The 15,791-nt window shown below is 66.7% G+C and carries 15 protein-coding genes and 2 tRNA genes; 9 read left to right on the forward strand and 8 right to left on the reverse strand.

Going from position 1 to position 15,791, the window contains the following annotated elements; translation table 11 throughout:
• Positions 1 to 21: 21 nt before the first annotated feature.
• From ACIQTU_RS02925 to ACIQTU_RS02945, 5 genes are all read right to left on the reverse strand, one after another.
• The gene (locus ACIQTU_RS02925; protein WP_400543745.1) at positions 22 to 933 is read right to left on the reverse strand and encodes an isopenicillin N synthase family dioxygenase; all 912 of its coding nucleotides are present in this window, start codon (positions 931 to 933) and stop codon (positions 22 to 24) included.
• Between the two features lie 148 nt (positions 934 to 1,081).
• Positions 1,082 to 1,555, reverse strand: coding sequence for a thermonuclease family protein (locus ACIQTU_RS02930; RefSeq protein ID WP_400542064.1), 474 nt, complete (start codon positions 1,553 to 1,555; stop codon positions 1,082 to 1,084).
• 93 nt (positions 1,556 to 1,648) lie between these two features.
• Positions 1,649 to 1,724: transfer RNA gene (locus ACIQTU_RS02935), tRNA-Ala, on the reverse strand.
• A 31-nt stretch (positions 1,725 to 1,755) separates the two neighbouring features.
• Positions 1,756 to 1,831, reverse strand: a tRNA-Ala gene (locus ACIQTU_RS02940).
• 128 nt (positions 1,832 to 1,959) lie between these two features.
• Positions 1,960 to 2,427: a TIGR02300 family protein gene (locus ACIQTU_RS02945; protein WP_400542066.1), complete on the reverse strand. Its 468-nt coding sequence runs from the start codon at positions 2,425 to 2,427 to the stop codon at positions 1,960 to 1,962.
• A 129-nt stretch (positions 2,428 to 2,556) separates the two neighbouring features.
• Between ACIQTU_RS02945 and aroA the strand changes: the two genes are divergently transcribed.
• The 7 genes from aroA to mscL all read left to right on the forward strand — a co-directional run bounded on the left by aroA (position 2,557) and on the right by mscL (position 7,878).
• Positions 2,557 to 3,879: a 3-phosphoshikimate 1-carboxyvinyltransferase gene (gene aroA / locus ACIQTU_RS02950; protein WP_400542069.1), complete on the forward strand. Its 1,323-nt coding sequence runs from the start codon at positions 2,557 to 2,559 to the stop codon at positions 3,877 to 3,879.
• Positions 3,880 to 3,926: 47 nt separating this feature from the next.
• Entirely contained in the window at positions 3,927 to 4,145 is a 219-nt protein-coding gene (locus ACIQTU_RS02955) for a hypothetical protein (RefSeq protein ID WP_400542071.1), read from the forward strand.
• The gene (locus ACIQTU_RS02960; protein ID WP_400542074.1) at positions 4,142 to 4,435 is read left to right on the forward strand and encodes a hypothetical protein; all 294 of its coding nucleotides are present in this window, start codon (positions 4,142 to 4,144) and stop codon (positions 4,433 to 4,435) included. The genes ACIQTU_RS02955 and ACIQTU_RS02960 overlap by 4 nt, the downstream gene beginning before the upstream one ends.
• The gene (gene cmk, locus ACIQTU_RS02965) at positions 4,432 to 5,082 is read left to right on the forward strand and encodes a (d)CMP kinase (RefSeq protein WP_400543748.1); all 651 of its coding nucleotides are present in this window, start codon (positions 4,432 to 4,434) and stop codon (positions 5,080 to 5,082) included. The genes ACIQTU_RS02960 and cmk overlap by 4 nt, the downstream gene beginning before the upstream one ends.
• A 167-nt stretch (positions 5,083 to 5,249) precedes the next feature.
• Positions 5,250 to 6,953, forward strand: coding sequence for a 30S ribosomal protein S1 (gene rpsA, locus ACIQTU_RS02970; protein ID WP_400542077.1), 1,704 nt, complete (start codon positions 5,250 to 5,252; stop codon positions 6,951 to 6,953).
• Positions 6,954 to 7,165: 212 nt separating this feature from the next.
• Positions 7,166 to 7,456 (forward strand): integration host factor subunit beta, encoded by a 291-nt coding sequence (locus ACIQTU_RS02975; protein ID WP_105562595.1) that lies wholly within the window; start codon positions 7,166 to 7,168, stop codon positions 7,454 to 7,456.
• A gap of 17 nt (positions 7,457 to 7,473) precedes the next feature.
• Entirely contained in the window at positions 7,474 to 7,878 is a 405-nt protein-coding gene (mscL, locus tag ACIQTU_RS02980) for a large-conductance mechanosensitive channel protein MscL (protein ID WP_400542081.1), read from the forward strand.
• A gap of 18 nt (positions 7,879 to 7,896) precedes the next feature.
• Here mscL and ACIQTU_RS02985 read toward each other — a convergent pair whose 3' ends face one another.
• The gene (locus tag ACIQTU_RS02985) at positions 7,897 to 9,036 is read right to left on the reverse strand and encodes an N-acetyltransferase (protein ID WP_400542084.1); all 1,140 of its coding nucleotides are present in this window, start codon (positions 9,034 to 9,036) and stop codon (positions 7,897 to 7,899) included.
• 215 nt (positions 9,037 to 9,251) lie between these two features.
• Between ACIQTU_RS02985 and ACIQTU_RS02990 the strand changes: the two genes are divergently transcribed.
• A complete protein-coding gene (locus ACIQTU_RS02990; RefSeq protein ID WP_400542087.1) occupies positions 9,252 to 11,030 on the forward strand; it encodes a peptide MFS transporter in 1,779 nt (592 codons plus the stop codon).
• A 139-nt stretch (positions 11,031 to 11,169) separates the two neighbouring features.
• On the opposite strand, the gene ACIQTU_RS02995 is transcribed toward ACIQTU_RS02990, so the two are convergent.
• Entirely contained in the window at positions 11,170 to 13,203 is a 2,034-nt protein-coding gene (locus ACIQTU_RS02995; protein ID WP_400542090.1) for a TonB-dependent receptor plug domain-containing protein, read from the reverse strand.
• A 149-nt stretch (positions 13,204 to 13,352) separates the two neighbouring features.
• Here ACIQTU_RS02995 and ACIQTU_RS03000 point away from each other — a divergent pair, with 149 nt between their 5' ends.
• Complete coding sequence (locus tag ACIQTU_RS03000) at positions 13,353 to 14,330, forward strand: TraB/GumN family protein (protein WP_400542093.1); 978 nt, start codon at positions 13,353 to 13,355, stop codon at positions 14,328 to 14,330.
• Here ACIQTU_RS03000 and tldD read toward each other — a convergent pair.
• Positions 14,327 to 15,757 (reverse strand): metalloprotease TldD, encoded by a 1,431-nt coding sequence (tldD, locus tag ACIQTU_RS03005; RefSeq protein ID WP_400542096.1) that lies wholly within the window; start codon positions 15,755 to 15,757, stop codon positions 14,327 to 14,329. The two genes, ACIQTU_RS03000 and tldD, sit on opposite strands and share 4 nt — an antisense overlap.
• Between the last annotated feature and the right edge of the window lie 34 nt (positions 15,758 to 15,791).

The following is a 15,791-nucleotide window of genomic DNA, read 5'->3' on the forward strand; positions in this document are numbered from 1 at the left end:
TTGCGGGGATGCGCCGATCGATCAGATCAGGCGGATCTCCTTGAGGCGCTCGGTCAGGAAGTCCTCGGCCAGGATGGTCTTGCCCGCATAGCGGTCCGGGTTTTCCGGAGTGATGGTCGAGGGCAGGGTCTCGATCGGGAAGTCCGGGTTGAAGTGCAGGAAGAAGGGCGTCGAATAGCGGGCGAAGCCGCGACGCTCGGGGGCCGGATTGACCACGCGGTGCGTTGTCGACGGCAGGACGTGATTGACCAGCCGCTGCAGCATGTCGCCGATGTTGACCACCAGGGCGCCGGGAGGCGGAGCGATGTCCAGCCATTCGCCATCGGCGTCCTTCAACTGCAGGCCGGCCTCTTCGGCACCCAGCAGCAGGGTGATGACATTGATGTCTTCGTGGGCGCCGGCGCGCACGCCGGGGGCGTCGGCCGGGACCGGCGGGTAGTGCAGCAGGCGCAGCACGCTGTTGCCCAACTGGACCTTGTCCTCGAAGTAGTCGTCATCCAGCTTCAGATAGCGGGCGATGGCCTTCAGCACGCGACGGCCCAGTTCGTCGAGGCCCTCGTACAGGCCGTAGACGTGCTCGCGGAAGCCCGCGACCTCGGTCGGCCAGAGGTTGTCGCGCATGTACTTGCGATAGGCGTGGCCTTCCGGCAGCTCGCGGCCGGTGTGCCAGAACTCCTTCAGGTCCACGGCGGCGGCGCCCTTGGCGGCTTCGACGCCGAAGGGGGTCAGGCCGCGCGCGCCGCCGGTGCCCGGCTGGTGGTACTGACGCTTCACGTCCTCGGGCAGGGCGAAGAAGGCCTTGGCGTCGGTCACGGCTGCGTCGATCAGGCCCTGGTCCAGGCCGTGGTCGGCGATCACGGCGAAGCCGTAGCGCGAGAAGGAGGCGCCCAGGGCGTCGGCGAAGGCCTGGAAGTCGGCGTCATAGCCCTGCATCGACACGGGGACGATGGCGCGGGTCTTGGTCTTGTCCTCGGCGGAGGATGCGGTCAGCGATGAGCTCACGGGCGGATCATGCCTCTGAATGGGAATATGGCGGCTTCCATACCCCCTATCTTTGGAAAAAGGCAGTCCGGCGCCGCCCTCAGGCACAGATCGGCGTCTGCCGGTCGTAGCGGGGCCAGATCTCGGTCGTGCCGCTGCGGATCATGGCGCAATTCACCTCGGTCCCTTCCGGGGTCCAGCAGATGGCGGTCACGCGGTCATAGCTGCGGCCGATGGAGCGGCAGGCCAGGTCCCGGCCTTCGGTCAGGCGCTTGAGGGCCAGGGTCGCGGCGGCGGCCGAGGCGGCCGGGCAGGGGTGGCCGCGAGCGCAGGTCTCGTCCTTCTCGCGGGCGGCCACCGCGTGCAGGCGGATGCGTATGCCGTCCTGACATCTCAGGCTGTCGCCGTCGTGAACATAGGCGACCTGACACGACAGATCGGCGTCAGCAGGGGGGCGGGCCAGGGACGGGGCGGTCGCATAGGCGGCGGTCTTGCCCCGGTCGTCGTCCAGCGTCAGCCAGGCGGCGGAAAGCAGGATCAGGACGAGGGCGGCGGCAAAGGTCTGGAAACGCATACTGCCGTCGGCAGTAGGCCCCGGAGGGTTAATGCGGGATCACCGTAGAGCAGATAGGACAAAGGCCCCGCGGGGCTTCCGCGAGGCCTTTGATGGTGGAGCTTAGCGGAGTCGAACCGCTGACCTCTTGCATGCCATGCAAGCGCTCTACCAACTGAGCTAAAGCCCCGCGCCTTGCGGCTTGGGTATGTATCGACGAATGGTGGAGCTTAGCGGAGTCGAACCGCTGACCTCTTGCATGCCATGCAAGCGCTCTACCAACTGAGCTAAAGCCCCGAACCTTTCGGTCGGCCCTCGCCGGAGACGTTGTCGTCACCAGCGAGGCGCGGAAACTATGTCAGGGCCTTTGAGAGATCAAGCCGCCCTGACAACTTTTTTTCCGCTTATTTTTCCGACCCTTGGTATCAGTCGTCGTCGCGCGACGGCTTGACGAGGTCGTCGTCGAGATTGTCGTCGTCTTCGTCTTCGATGAAGGGAACCGAGTCATCGTCGTCGTCGCCCAGGGCGTCGTCATCGTCGCCGTCCGACGAACCCATGCCCGCGTCGTCAGCGCCGGGTTCGGCGTCGTCGTCATCGTCGGGCGTCAGGATCGGCTCGTGGCCTTCCTCGTCGATTTCGGGGGTCGAGGCTTCGGCGTCCTCTTCCTCGTCGTCGCCGTCGGCCGACTTGTCGGCGACCTGATCCTCGGCCTCGTCGTCGGCGGCGAAGCCGGGGCCGGCGCGGCCGCGGACGCGGCGGTTGCGCAGCGCTTCTTCAAGCGGATCGAACTCGGCGTCGCACTTGGGGCAGTGCGCCGGGCGACGGTTCAGATCGTAGAATTTGGCCTGGCAGTTCGGGCAGACCTGCTTTTGGCCCAGTTCGGGTTTGGCCACGGGATAACCTTCGGCAGGAGTTGAATTTCGGAATTAGGCCGGCTCCCTTGCCACCCAAGGGGGCCGCTGTCAAAAGCCTTCTTGTCCGCTCAGCGCGGCTGTTCCTGAACAATCGGAGTTTTTGGCCAGGTGACCGCCTCTTCGACCCTTACTGCGCGCCCTGTTTCCGCATCCCTGAAGGGCGCCGTTCGCGCGCCGGGCGACAAATCCATGTCGCACCGCTCGCTCATCTTCGGCGGTATGGCCGAGGGCGTGACCGAGATCGAGGGCCTGCTGGAAGGCGACGACATCCTGGCCACCGCCCGCGCGGTTGAGGCCTTCGGCGCCAAGGTCGAACGCATCGGCGAGGGCCGCTGGCGGGTCGAGGGGCAAGGAGGATTCAGGACGCCGGGCTCGGTCATCGACTGCGGCAACGCCGGCACCGGGGTGCGCCTGCTGATGGGCGCCGCCGCCGGCTATGATCTGAGCGCCACCTTCGACGGCGACGCCTCGCTGCGCAAACGGCCGATGAAGCGCGTCACCGGTCCCCTGGCCGACATGGGCGCCCGCTTCGACTGGAACGCGGCCGAGGACCGCGTGCCCCTGACCCTGCACGGCGGCGGTCTGAAGGGCATTGAATATGTGCAGACGGTGGCCTCGGCCCAGATCAAGTCGGCCATCCTGCTGGCCGGGCTGAACGCGGCGGGCGAGACCATCGTGGTCGAACCGGAAAAGAGCCGCGACCACACCGAGCGGATGCTGGGCGCCTTTGGCGCGGTGGTGGACGTGACCGAGGAAGGCGAGGGCTGGCGCATTCGCCTGAAGGGCGGGCAGGCGCTGACCGGAACCGCCGTGGCCGTGCCGGGCGATCCGTCCTCGGCGGCCTTCCCCCTGGCGGCGGCCCTGATCGTTCCGGGGTCGGAAGTCACGGTCGAGGGCGTCATGCTGAACCCGCAGCGCACCGGCCTGTTCGATACCTGGATCGAGATGGGCGCCGACCTGACCATCTCTAACCGTCGTATGAGCGGCGGCGAGGACGTGGGCGACATCACGGCCCGCTACTCGACGCTCAAGGGCGTGACGGTGCCGGAAGACCGCGCCGCCTCCATGATCGACGAATATCCGATCCTGGCCGCGACCGCCGCCTATGCTGAAGGCCGCACCATCATGCGCGGCATCGGCGAGATGCGGGTCAAGGAGAGCGACCGGATCGCCCTGATGGTCGCCGGCCTGAGCGCCTGCGGCGTCGCGGTGGAAGAAGAGGCCGAGGGCTTTATCGTCACCGGCGGGCCTGTGCACGGCGGCGCGACCGTCGCCACCGCCCATGATCACCGCATCGCCATGAGCCACCTGATCCTGGGTCTCGCCGCCGAACAGCCCGTCTCGGTGCTGGACCCGGAAATGATCGCCACCAGCTTCCCCGGCTTCGTCGAGATGATGAAGGGTCTGGGGGCGGACATCCTCGCGGAATGACGCCAGTTGGGGACAAGGCACCTGACCTCTTGCGCGGGGGTCTTGTCATGCTTGCCGCCGCTCTGCTCGCCGTCATGGCCGGGGCTTGGGACGCTTCGGACGGGGAGGTGCGCGTCAGGAACCGTGTCGAAAGCCGCGAGATTGACCCCAAGGGATTTAGGGCCGCGTTGATCGCGCGATATGGGATCATGACCCTGATGGGGGGCGTGTTTGGGGTTGCGATGACGGCGGCGGGGCTGGCCCAACGTCGGCAGCAGCAGTCTTGAAGGCGGCTGAAGCGGGCAAGAAGTCCGGGCTCGGGTCCTGGCTTCAGTTCGTCCTCGCCGCCGCCTTTATCGGCTGGTGCAGTCTGGAGGGCGCGCGCTTCCTGTGGCGCAGTTGGCAGGTGGGTATCCTGCTACACGGCAAGGGGCCGGATGTCGCGCTCAGCGACAAGCCGCTTGTCTTCTGGGGCCTGAGCGGCTTCTACGGGGTCTCGGTGCTGGTCGGCGGCGGATTCGCCGTCTTCTGCCTGCTGATCGCTCTTCGTGACGTGACAAGAAAGACAAACTCCTGACCCAAGCGCTCGTCATCGCCGTCGACGGCCCCGCCGCATCCGGCAAGGGCACCATCGCCACGCGTCTGGCGACGCACTACGGCCTGCCGCATCTGGACACCGGCCTGCTGTATCGCGCCGTCGGTCTGGCGGTGCTGGACGCGGGGCAGGATCTGGACGACTCGGCTGCGGCCGAGGCGGCCGCCCTGTCGCTGGACCTCGCCGGCCTGTCGGACAATCCGCGCCTGACCGAGCGTCATGCGGGCGAGGCGGCCAGTCGGGTCGCCAGCCATCCGGGCGTGCGCGCCGCCCTGCTGAAGCTGCAACAGGACTTCGCCGCCCGGCCCGGCGGCGCCGTTCTGGACGGGCGCGACATCGGCACGGTCATCGCGCCGGACGCCACGGCCAAGCTCTATGTCACCGCCACGCCCGAGGTCCGCGCCGAGCGGCGCTGGAAACAGCTGACGGCGCGGGGCCAGGACATCGCCTTCAATGACATGCTGGAGGACATCCGGCGGCGCGACGAGCGGGACTCGGGCCGGGATTCCGCCCCCATGGTCCAGGCCGACGACGCGGTCTTGCTGGACACGACCGATCTGGGTATAGAAGCCGCCTTCGATGCGGCCCGCCGTATCGTCGAGGCGGCGCGCGTCCGGTATGGTCTCTAGGGCTGACGGACAAATCCAACGCTCCTGACCTCGGCTGCCGCGGGCGTACTGGCTTTATTTGTTTGCGCCCCTTGCGCCGGCCTCGCGTCCTGACGACCTGATTTTTCCTTTCCTCTTTATCCACCCGCACGGGACCATCCGGTCGCGCGCCTCAACCCCAGAGCTACATGACCGACACCCATAACCCCTCGCGTGACGATTTCGCCGCGCTGCTCGACGAACAACTGCAGGGTCGCGACCTTGGCGAAGGCCAGGTCGTTCACGGCCGCGTCGTCGGCATCGAGAAAGACATCATCATCATCGACGTCGGTCTGAAGACCGAAGGTCGTATCCCGGCCCGCGAATTCGGCATCGGCGAAGGCGCCGTCATCCCGAAGGTCGGCGACAACGTCGAAGTCTACCTGGAACGCGTCGAGAACGCTCTGGGTGAAGCTGTCATCAGCCGCGACAAGGCTCGCCGCGAAGAAGCCTGGACCCGTCTGGAAGTCGTCTTCGCCGAAGGTCAGCCGGTCAACGGCGCCATCGTCGGTCGCGTCAAGGGCGGCTTCACCGTCGACCTGGGTGGCGCCTCGGCCTTCCTGCCCGGCTCGCAAGTCGACATCCGCCCGGTGCGCGACGTCGGTCCGCTGATGGGCAAGGAACAGCCCTTCGCCATCCTGAAAATGGACCGTCCGCGCGGCAACATCGTCGTCTCGCGTCGCGCCATCCTGGAAGAAGCCCGCGCTGAACAGCGCACGGAGCTGGTCGGCCAGCTGCAAGAGGGTGAAGTCCGCGAAGGCGTCGTCAAGAACATCACCGACTACGGTGCGTTCGTCGACCTGGGCGGCATCGACGGCCTGCTGCACGTCACCGACATGTCGTGGAAGCGCGTCTCGCATCCGTCGCAAGTCCTGGCCGTCGGCGACACCGTCAAGGTCCAGATCGTCAAGATCAACCCGGACACCCAGCGCATCTCGCTCGGCATGAAGCAGCTGCAGTCGGATCCGTGGGACGGCGTCGAAGCCAAGTACCCGGTCAACGCCAAGTACACGGGCCGCATCACGAACATCACCGACTACGGTGCGTTCGTTGAGCTGGAAGCCGGCGTCGAAGGCCTGGTCCACGTTTCGGAAATGTCCTGGACCAAGAAGAACGTCCACCCGGGCAAGATCGTCTCCACCTCGCAGGAAGTGGAAGTCATCGTCCTGGACGTCGACAGCGCCAAGCGCCGTATCTCGCTGGGCCTGAAGCAAGCCCAGAACAACCCGTGGGAAGCCTTCGTCGAAGCTCACCCGATCGGTTCGACCGTCGAAGGCGAAGTCAAGAACGCTACCGAGTTCGGCCTGTTCGTCGGCCTGGACAACGACATCGACGGCATGGTCCACCTGTCGGACCTGGACTGGAACGTGTCGGGCGAAGAAGCCATCCAGCGTTATCGCAAGGGTGAAACGATCAAGGCCAAGGTGCTGGACGTCGACATCGAGAAGGAACGCGTCTCGCTGGGCGTCAAGCAACTGGGCGGCGATCCGATGGAAGGCGACGTCTACAAGCGTGGCCAGCAAGTCACCGTCACGGTGACCGCGGTTGAAACCGGCGGCATCGAAGTCAAGTTCGGTGAAGACGACGCGCCGGTCACGGCCTTCGTCCGCAAGTCGGACCTGTCGCGCGACCGCAACGAGCAACGTCCGGAACGCTTCGCCGTCGGCGATCGCGTCGACGCCATGATCACGGGCATCGACAAGGCCACGCGCCGCGTCTCGGTGTCTGTCAAGGCGCTGGAAATGAAGGACGAGGCCGAGGCCATCGAACAGTTCGGTTCGTCGGACTCGGGCGCATCGCTGGGTGACATCCTGGGCGCCGCGCTTCGCGAGAAGGCCGGTTCGAAGGACTAATCGTCCAAATCGACCAGAAAATGGGGCGGCTGGAGCAATCCAGCCGCCTTTTTTCTTGCGCCTCGGGCCAGAAGCCTCACCAATGGCGAGGCTAGCCTTTGAGAATCGCTCTTAATCTGACGCGCCCTCTTTATTCCTGTGGCGTCAGGCGGTTAGGGTGCGGACCTGAACGGAAGCGACTGCATCTGAAACAGCCACGGGCGGGGGCCTGAATGATCAAGTCTGAACTGATCGAGAAGCTGGCGGCCGAGAATATCCACCTCACGCACGCCGAGGTGGAACGGGTCGTCAACGTCATCCTGGGGCAGATGACGGAGGCCTTGTCCGACGGCGGACGGGTCGAGCTTCGCGGCTTCGGCGCCTTTTCGGTGCGCAGCCGTCCGGCGCGCGTCGGCCGCAACCCCCGCACCGGCGAGACTGTGGAAGTGCCCGCCAAGGCGGTGCCCTTTTTCAAGAGCGGCAAGGAACTTCGCGAGCGCCTGAACGCTTCTGGCGACGCCTGAACGAAAGACTGAACTGAATGAGCCTGCTGACCGAGTTTCGTGAATTCGCCGCGCGCGGCAATGTCATCGACCTGGCGGTCGGCGTCATCATCGGCGCCTCGTTCGGCAAGATCGTCACCAGCCTGGTCGATCAGGTCATCATGCCGCCGATCGGCCTGCTGCTGGGCAAGGTCGACTTCTCCAAGCTGGAATGGGTCCTGGTGCCTGAAAATCCGGCGACCGAGACCGTCGAGAAGGTGGCCATCCAGTACGGCGCCTTCATCAACACCCTGATTCAGTTCCTGATCGTGGCCTTCGTGGTCTTCCTGCTGGTCAAGGGCATCAACAAGATGCGCCGCGAGCAACCTGCTGAAGCCGCCGCGCCGACGCCGACCGAGGCCCTGCTGGCCGAGATCCGCGACGAACTGAAGGCGCGGCCCTAAAAGCCGACCACGCTGGTTTCAGGCGGCGTCACGCTCGGTTCGAGCCGATGCGATGCGCCCGCCGATGGGCAGGGGACGAAGGCAGAAGGCGTAGTCGCCGTCATAGGGCGTCGGGCGCCAGTCGCGGCCCGCGGCTTCAAGCTCCGGATCGAATTGGGCATGGCAGTGGCCCCAGCCTCCCTCGCGCCGCGCGCCGCGCGCCAGCGGGCCGAGGGCGTCCAGCAGGGCGCCGTTCACCACCTGCAGCCGCACCCGGGCGGCGCCCAGACGCGGCGCCAGATCCAGCATCGCCTTCATCAGCGCCGCGACCGCGTGCTGAGCGTGGTCCAGCGCGATCAGGTCGATGATTTCCAGAGCGGGCGGTTCGATGGGACTGCCCTTGCTCATGACCGCCTGGGCGTAGCCGATCAGGCGGCCGTCCTGTTCGCAGCCCAGCAGCAGGGGGGCGACGGTCAGTTCCGGGTCCGCCATGCGCCAGCGCAGCATCGCCGGGCTGCGGTCGGCGATCAAACGGCCCTGACCGCGCAGCTCGCTCCAGAGCGTCGACAGGCTTGAGACGTCCGACAGGTCGCTGATCCAGTGGATCCCGGCGGGCAGGGGAAGGTCATGCAGAGACCGCCCGCCGACCTGGGCGGCGTGTCGTGACATCAGCCGCTCGCCCAGATGGCCGGCGAGGCCGGGAGAGCGCTCCACGGCGTTGCGCAGAAACCGCCCCCAGCCGCAGGTCACCGGATCGATGATCCAGGCCAGTTTCACTTCGTGCCCGCGCTCGGGGCAGGGGGTGAGGCCCAGACGGGGATAGAGGCGGGCGGCCTTGGGATTGGCGTTAAGCGTGTATCGGAAGCTGCAGTCCGGTTGCCGCATCAGGGTGCGGATCAGGCGCGGCGCCGCGCCGCGCTGGGCGGGCGGGACAATGATCGAGAAGCCGCCGGCGCCCTGGACGGCGTGCTCCTTCAGCCAGAACCTCTGTATAAAATTCCCGACGAAGGCGGCGGCCCGGCCATCGGCGTCCGCGCTCACCCAGCCCAGCGGCGCCTCTGCTTGCCGGGCCGGATTGCTCGCCAGCCAGCGCCATCCCTCAACCGAACGGACGGGCCAGCCGACCTGCTGATGCAGTCGGTTCACGTCGGGAACATCGGTCAGTTGAAAAGGCCGCATGGTCACCTCTGTCCATCCTTCCCGTTTCAGGGCGACCGAACCGCCCTTGCGTCACTGGAAGCAAGTTGCGCGCCAAGTGTAAAATCAACCCTAAGCTGTGAAATCAGGCGACTGCGGCGAAGTCGCGGCGCGTTAACGCTTGTTACAAGGCGTCGGGCGTGCTGTTTCTCCCGGCTTAATGCGCCAGTCAGGGCGTGGCATTTGGGAGAACGCCGTTGAGCACGACGGATGGGGGGGGCGCGCTGTCGGCGACGCCTCGCAAGACGTTTCTGGGACACCCGCGGGGGCTGGTGGTCCTGTTCCTCACAGAAATGTGGGAACGCTTTTCCTACTACGGCATGCGGGCCCTGCTGGTCCTCTATCTGACCCAGCACTTCCTGTTCGGTCCGAAGGAGGCTCAGGGCATCTACGCCGCCTATGCGGCCCTGGTTTACCTGATGCCGGTCATCGGCGGCATGATCGCCGACAAGTATCTGGGCTCGCGCAAGGCGGTCATCATCGGCGCGGTCCTGCTGGTCGCGGGTCACTTCATGATGGCTTTCGAAGGCACCGGCGGTCGTGAAAACCTGACCATCGGCGCCACGACCTACGAGCTTCAGGTCGAAGGCCGCGATCAGAACCGCTCCATCTTCGCCGTCAACGGCGACGAGCGGACCCAGATCACCATCTCGCCGGAAGGCGTTTCGCGGGTCGGCGCCGAGCCGGCGGCGGCGGTCGCCGCCGATGCTGCGGCTCCGGCTGTCGCAGAGGCCGCGGGCTTCCCGGCCTTCACCGCCACGGGCGGCTACAAGCTGGAAACCGTTCGGGACCTCGGCTTTGGGGAGCCGGTCCTGTTCTTCGCCCTGTCGCTGATCATCGTCGGCGTCGGCTTCCTGAAGGCCAATATCTCGACGGTCGTCGGCGCTCTTTATGAAGAGAACGACCCCCGTCGCGACGGCGGCTTCACCATCTTCTACGTCGGCATCAACCTGGGTTCGGTTCTGGCCACGGCGGCCTGCTCCTACCTCGGCATCAAGTACGGCTGGGCCTATGGCTTCGGCCTGGCCGGCATCGGCATGCTTCTGGGTCTGATGACCTTCATCCTGGGCCAGAGCTGGCTGGAAGGCCGCGGCGGCCCGCCGCAGCCGGAAATGCTCAAGACCCGCAAGGTCTTTGGCCTGCCGTTCGAAGCCATCTTCTGGATCGGCGGCCTGGTCACGGTCTTCCCGGTCTGGCTGCTGATGCAGCGTCACCACCTCATCGAGACGGCCCTGCCCTGGCTGGCCGGCGTCATTTTCGCCTCGGTGGTCGGTTACGTGGTGTTCAAGCTGCGTGGTTCCGAGCGCAGCCGCATGCTGGTCGCCCTGACCCTGATCTTCTTCTCGGTGCTGTTCTGGGCCCTGTTCGAGCAGGCCGGTTCGTCGCTGACCCTGTTCGCTGACCAATCCACGGCCATGCCGTCATGGTTCAATGCGCCCATGACGCAGATGTTCAACCCGGGCATCATCGTCATCGGCGGCCCGATCATCGCCGCCCTGTGGGTGTGGCTGGGCAAGCGCAACCTGGAGCCCTCGACCCCGGTCAAGTTCTCCTTCGCCCTGGTTCTGGTCGGCGCAGGCTTCCTGCTGCTGACCTGGGCGTCGGCGACCCAGGCCAACGTGGACTTCCGCGTGCCGCTGCTGTTCCTGTTCCTGACCTACTTCCTGCACACGATGGGCGAGCTCTGCCTGTCGCCGGTGGGCCTGTCGATGATCACCAAGCTGTCGGTGGATCGCGTCGTGGGTCTGATGATGGGCGTCTGGTTCCTGTCCAGCTCGGTGGCTCACATCGCCGCCGGCTTCATCGCCCAGGCGACCTCGACCGAAACGGTCGCGGGCGTGGTGACCAGCCCCGAACTGGCGCTGCAGACCTATGGCTCCATCTTCGGCACCATCGGCTGGACCGGCGTTGTCGTCGGCGTGGTGCTGCTGGTGCTGTCGCCGCTGCTGAAGAAGGGCATGGCGGGCATCCACTGATCGCCTGACATCTTCGTCTGACAAGGAAAGGGCGGCGTCTCGCAAGAGGCGCCGCCCTATTCAGTTGTTCCGGGGGAAGCCCGCCCTGTCCTTCCCGATGTGGAGTGACCGGGAAGGGGCGGGTTCTTGCTCTTGATTCTCAGAAGGTCTTGCGCACGCGCAGCTGCCAGAAGGTCCGGGGATCGACGAAGCGTTCCTCGATGAAGGCCACGGGCCGGGTCTCGCGGTCGGCGAAAACGATCCTCTCCTGGTCGAAGTTGTTCCAGATGTTGACCTGGGCGCGGATCGACAGGGTCGGGGCGGGCTTATACTCGGCCCACAGTTCGTAATAGTCTCGACCGCGCCAGCCCGAGACCTGATCCGGCTGGAAGTGCTTCTGACCCAGCAGCGGGATCCAGGCGGCGCCCCACTGCAGTTTCCACGACGTGATGTCCTGCTGGAAGGTGACGGTCGCCTGGGTGGGGCGCACGCCCGAGATGGGGCGGGTTTCGCCCGTGGTCGGGTCGATGACCTCGGTCTTGTTCCAGGTGTTGCGGAAGCCGAACTTGCCGCCCGACAGGCCGAGCTTGGTGGTGGGGATGGTCACGTTCAGCGACAGCTGGTCCAGGGTGCCGTCGCCGATGTTGCCGACGGCCGCCAGACCGCCCTCCAGGGGGATCAGGTCGATGGCCTCGGTGATCTCATCGTGGCGCAGGCCCAGGCTGACGATACCCTCGCCCCAGAAGCGCTTCTCGAAGGTCAGTTCGCTGACCCAGCGTGATTCCGGCGACAGGTTCACGTTGCCGCCGAAGACGTTCTCGTCGGCGAACTCGGCCGAGGCGGCGAAGTCGTCGAAGTCCAGCTGACCCACGGTGCGCTCGAAACGGGCGCGCACCTGGGTGTTGCCCATGGGCGTCCAGGTCGCCAGCAGGCGCGGCTTGGCGAAGAAGAAGCTCTTCTCCTGCGAGGCGTCCCCCGACTGGCTGATGGTCGAGGATTCCAGTCGCAGGCCGCTTTCCAGCGTCCATTTCGGATTGATCCGCCAGGTGCCCTTGCCGAACAGCTCGCCGCGCGTCTCCTCGACCTTGACCGAGGCCGAGGGCAGGGGGACGGCCACGCCGCCGACCGAGTAGGCCTGCTCGGTCTCCAGCATATTGTAGGCGACCTCGCCCCCGGCCTCGAAGTCCATCGCCGGCGACCGCTCATAGCGGACCAGGCCGCGCAGTATGGTCTCGGACCCGTTGCCGTTAGAGGCGAACAGCTGTTCGGGGCTGACGACGGCGCCGTCGCGGTTGCGCGAGGTGGAGACGTTGTCGAAGTCTTCGAACTCGTGAATGAAGCGAGTTTCCAGCTTCAGCTTCTCGCTGAGCGGGCGCGTATAGACCACGCCCACTTCGCCGCTCTTGCCGTCATTGTCATAGAAGCTCTCTCGCAGGACGCCCGGCGCGGTCTGGCGGTTGATGTTGTGCCAGTCGTTGATGCCGTAGCGGGCCGTCAGGTCGATCTTACCGCCCATGAAGGGGCTGGAATAGTTGCCGCGGATCGAGTTTCCGCCGCCATAGCCGTCGTTGTAGTACTGCTCGTTGCGCAGGATGTTTCCGTTGGCGTCGGTGCGCACGACGTAGCCGGCGCCGTTCGAGTCGCTGGACGAGATGCCGTCGCCCAGGGTCACGCCCCAGGTGCGCTCGCCCTCGCGGGCGGTGAACTGATAGGTGCCGCCGAACAGGTCCTGGCCGCCTTCGAACAGGCTGGCGTTAGCCGTCAGGATGTGTTCGCGGCTGGAGGTGGTCTTCAGGATGACGTTGGCGACGACCGAATAGCCCTGCATCTCGATGCCGGGGGCGCCGCCGCGGACCAGTTCGATGCGTTCGACCTGCGCGGCGACGGTGCGGCCCAGGACGTTGGAGCCGGTGTCGTTTTTCGACGCCGGGCGCGAGCCGTTGATCAGGATGTTGCCGACCGCGCCTTCAAAGCCGCGGGCGCCGTCGCCGTCGTTGACCGAGAAGCCGGGGATGCGATTGACCATGTCCAGCGCCGTGTTCGGGCGGGCGTCCCTGAAGAAGTCGGGATTGAAGACCAGCACGCCCTGATCCTGGGCCTCGGCGGTCTGGGGGGCGCGCGCCGTGTCGGCCAGGGCGGGCGCGGCGGCGCCCAGCAGGATGGCGGTTGTGGCCAGCAGAATGGTCTTGTTCATGGCGTCGTCCCTCTCCGTCTTCTTGGATGCTGGTTTGACGGCAGCGACCTCCATTCTCCAGTTACAAGCCTGACAGGTGGATTACATCGCGGACAGCATTACCGAATAGTCAGATTACAGTCTGGTTAGTTACTGTTAATCAGTCAGGCATGGCGCCTCGTTTCCTGACTGTCTCTGTCGTTGTTCTTGCCCTGTCGCTAGGCGCAGCCGCGCGAGCTCAGGATGCGTCGCCCGCGCCGGTGACCACGGTGGACGAGGTCATCGTCAGCGCCCGCCGTGCCGAGGCGCCCATCTGGCAGGTGACGCGCGGCGACAGCACCCTGATCCTGGTCGGCGCCATCAGCGGCGTGCCCCGCGACGTTGAATGGCGGCCCGAGGCGCTGGAGGCGGCGACGCGCCGTTCGCAGCGCATTCTGTTTCCGCAGGAGGGGCGCGCCTCGGTCGCCGATGTCATTCGCCTGATCTGGCGTATCCGCACCGTGGCGACCCTGCCCAGGGGGACCACGACCGCCGACTATCTGTCGCCGCCGGTGCAGGCGCGGCTGGAGACGGTGATGGCGGATCAGAGGAACGACAACTGGCGCACCAACAGCCTGATGATCCTCAGCATGGACCTGATGAGCGAGCAGGCCGGCTATGAGCGCGGCCGCACCCGAACTGCCGCCGACGTCATCAAGAAGGTCGCCCGCGACGCCCGCATCCCGGTGCGCCCTGTCGGTACGGTGCGCGGCGATGAAATCGTCGAGAGTCTGATCTCCGCCCCGCCTGCCACCTATGCCGCCTGTCTGGAGCGCGCCCTGGCCGCCGCCGAGGCCGGGCCGGAAGGCGGCGCCATCCGCATCAACGACTGGCGTGCCCGCCGTGTGCCCGAGGTCATGGCCCAGCCGCTGGAGCAAGCCCTGGGCCTGTGCTGGCCCTGGGGCGATCCCGAGATCGCGCCCTTGCTGCGTCGCCAGTGGGCCGAGGCGGTGCAGACGGCTCTGGGCGAGCCGGGCGTGACCATGGCCGTGGCTCAGCTGCGCGTCCTGGCCGAACCGGACGGCGTGCTCGATACGCTGGCGGCTCAGGGCTATGAGATCGAGGGCCCGGAGTGGAAGCCTGCGCCGGTCGAGGCGGCGCTTCCCTAGACCGCGGTGCCGCCCACCGTCAGGCCGCCGATCTTGAGGCTGGGCTGGCCGATGCCGACGGGAACACCCTGACCCGACTTGCCGCAGGTGCCGACGCCCGGGTCGAAGGCGAAGTCGTCGCCGATCATCTGGATATGGGTCAGGGCCGTGGCCCCGTCGCCGATCAGGGTGGCCCCGCGCACAGGGGCGGTGATCTTGCCGTCCTCGATCAGATAGGCCTCGGTGCACTGGAAGACGAATTTGCCGTTGGTGATGTCCACCTGGCCGCCGCCGAAGTTGGCGGCGTAGAGGCCGCGCTTCGTCGAGGCGATCATGTCGGCCTTCGAATCCTTGCCGCCTTCCATGAAGGTATTGGTCATGCGCGGCATGGGCATGTGGGCGAAGGATTGGCGACGACCGTTGCCGGTGGCGCTCGCGCCCAGCTGACGCGCCGAGAGGCGGTCATGCATCAGGCCGACCATGATCCCGTCCTCGATCAGGACGGTACGCGAGGTCGGGGTGCCTTCGTCGTCGAAAGACAGCGAGCCGCGACGTCCGGCGATGGAGCCGTCGTCCACCACGGTCACGCCGGGGGCGGCGACGCGCTGACCCATCTTGCCGCTGAAGACCGAGGAGCCCTTGCGGTGGAAGTCGCCCTCGAAGCCGTGGCCGACGGCTTCGTGCAGCAGGACGCCGGGCCAGCCGGCGCCCAGGACCACGTCCATCTCGCCCGCCGGGCAGTCGACGGCGTCGAGGTTGATCAGGGCCTGGCGCAGCGCCTCGTCGATCTGGCCCTGCCAGCGGTCGGGGGCGATCCAGGCCTCGAAGCCCGCACGGCCGCCGGCGCCGGACGAGGCGCTCTCGCGCTTGCCGTCGCGCTCGACCGTGACCGAGACGTTCAGCCGGACCAGGGGGCGCACGTCGCTGAGCAGCCGACCGTCGGCGCGCAGGATCTCGACAGCGCGGCGCTCGCCGATGATGGAGGCCGAGACCTGGACCACGCGCGGGTCGCGGGCGCGCGCCCAGGCGTCGATTTCCGACAGCAGTTCGATCTTGTCCGAGAAGCCGGGCGAGGCGAGGGGGTCGACCTCGTCATAGAGCTTCTGATTGGTGGCGCGCGGGGCCTCGGCGGCGGAACCGGCATAGCCACGCTTGGCCAGGGCGGCGCTGTCGGCGGCGCGGCGGATGGCGGCGGCGGAAATCTCGTTGGCGTGGGCGTAGCCGGCGGTCTCGCCCGCCACGACGCGCAGGCCGAAGCCCTCGACCGCGTCATAGGAGGCGCCCTTCAGCCGCCCGTCGTCAAAGACCAGGGATTCGCTCTCGGTCTTTTCCAGGAACAGCTCGCCGTCGTCCGCGCCGGCCAGGGCCGTCTGCAGAATGGACAGGGCCTCGTCCGGGGCCACGCCGGAAGCGTCGAGAATAGGGGAGGGGGAGGCGACGGTGCTCATGCAGGCTAGATAGGGGCTCGACCGCCCCGCGTCA

Origin of the sequence: Brevundimonas sp. NPDC090276 (assembly GCF_044772165.1) — a bacterium.
GTDB lineage: Bacteria > Pseudomonadota > Alphaproteobacteria > Caulobacterales > Caulobacteraceae > Brevundimonas.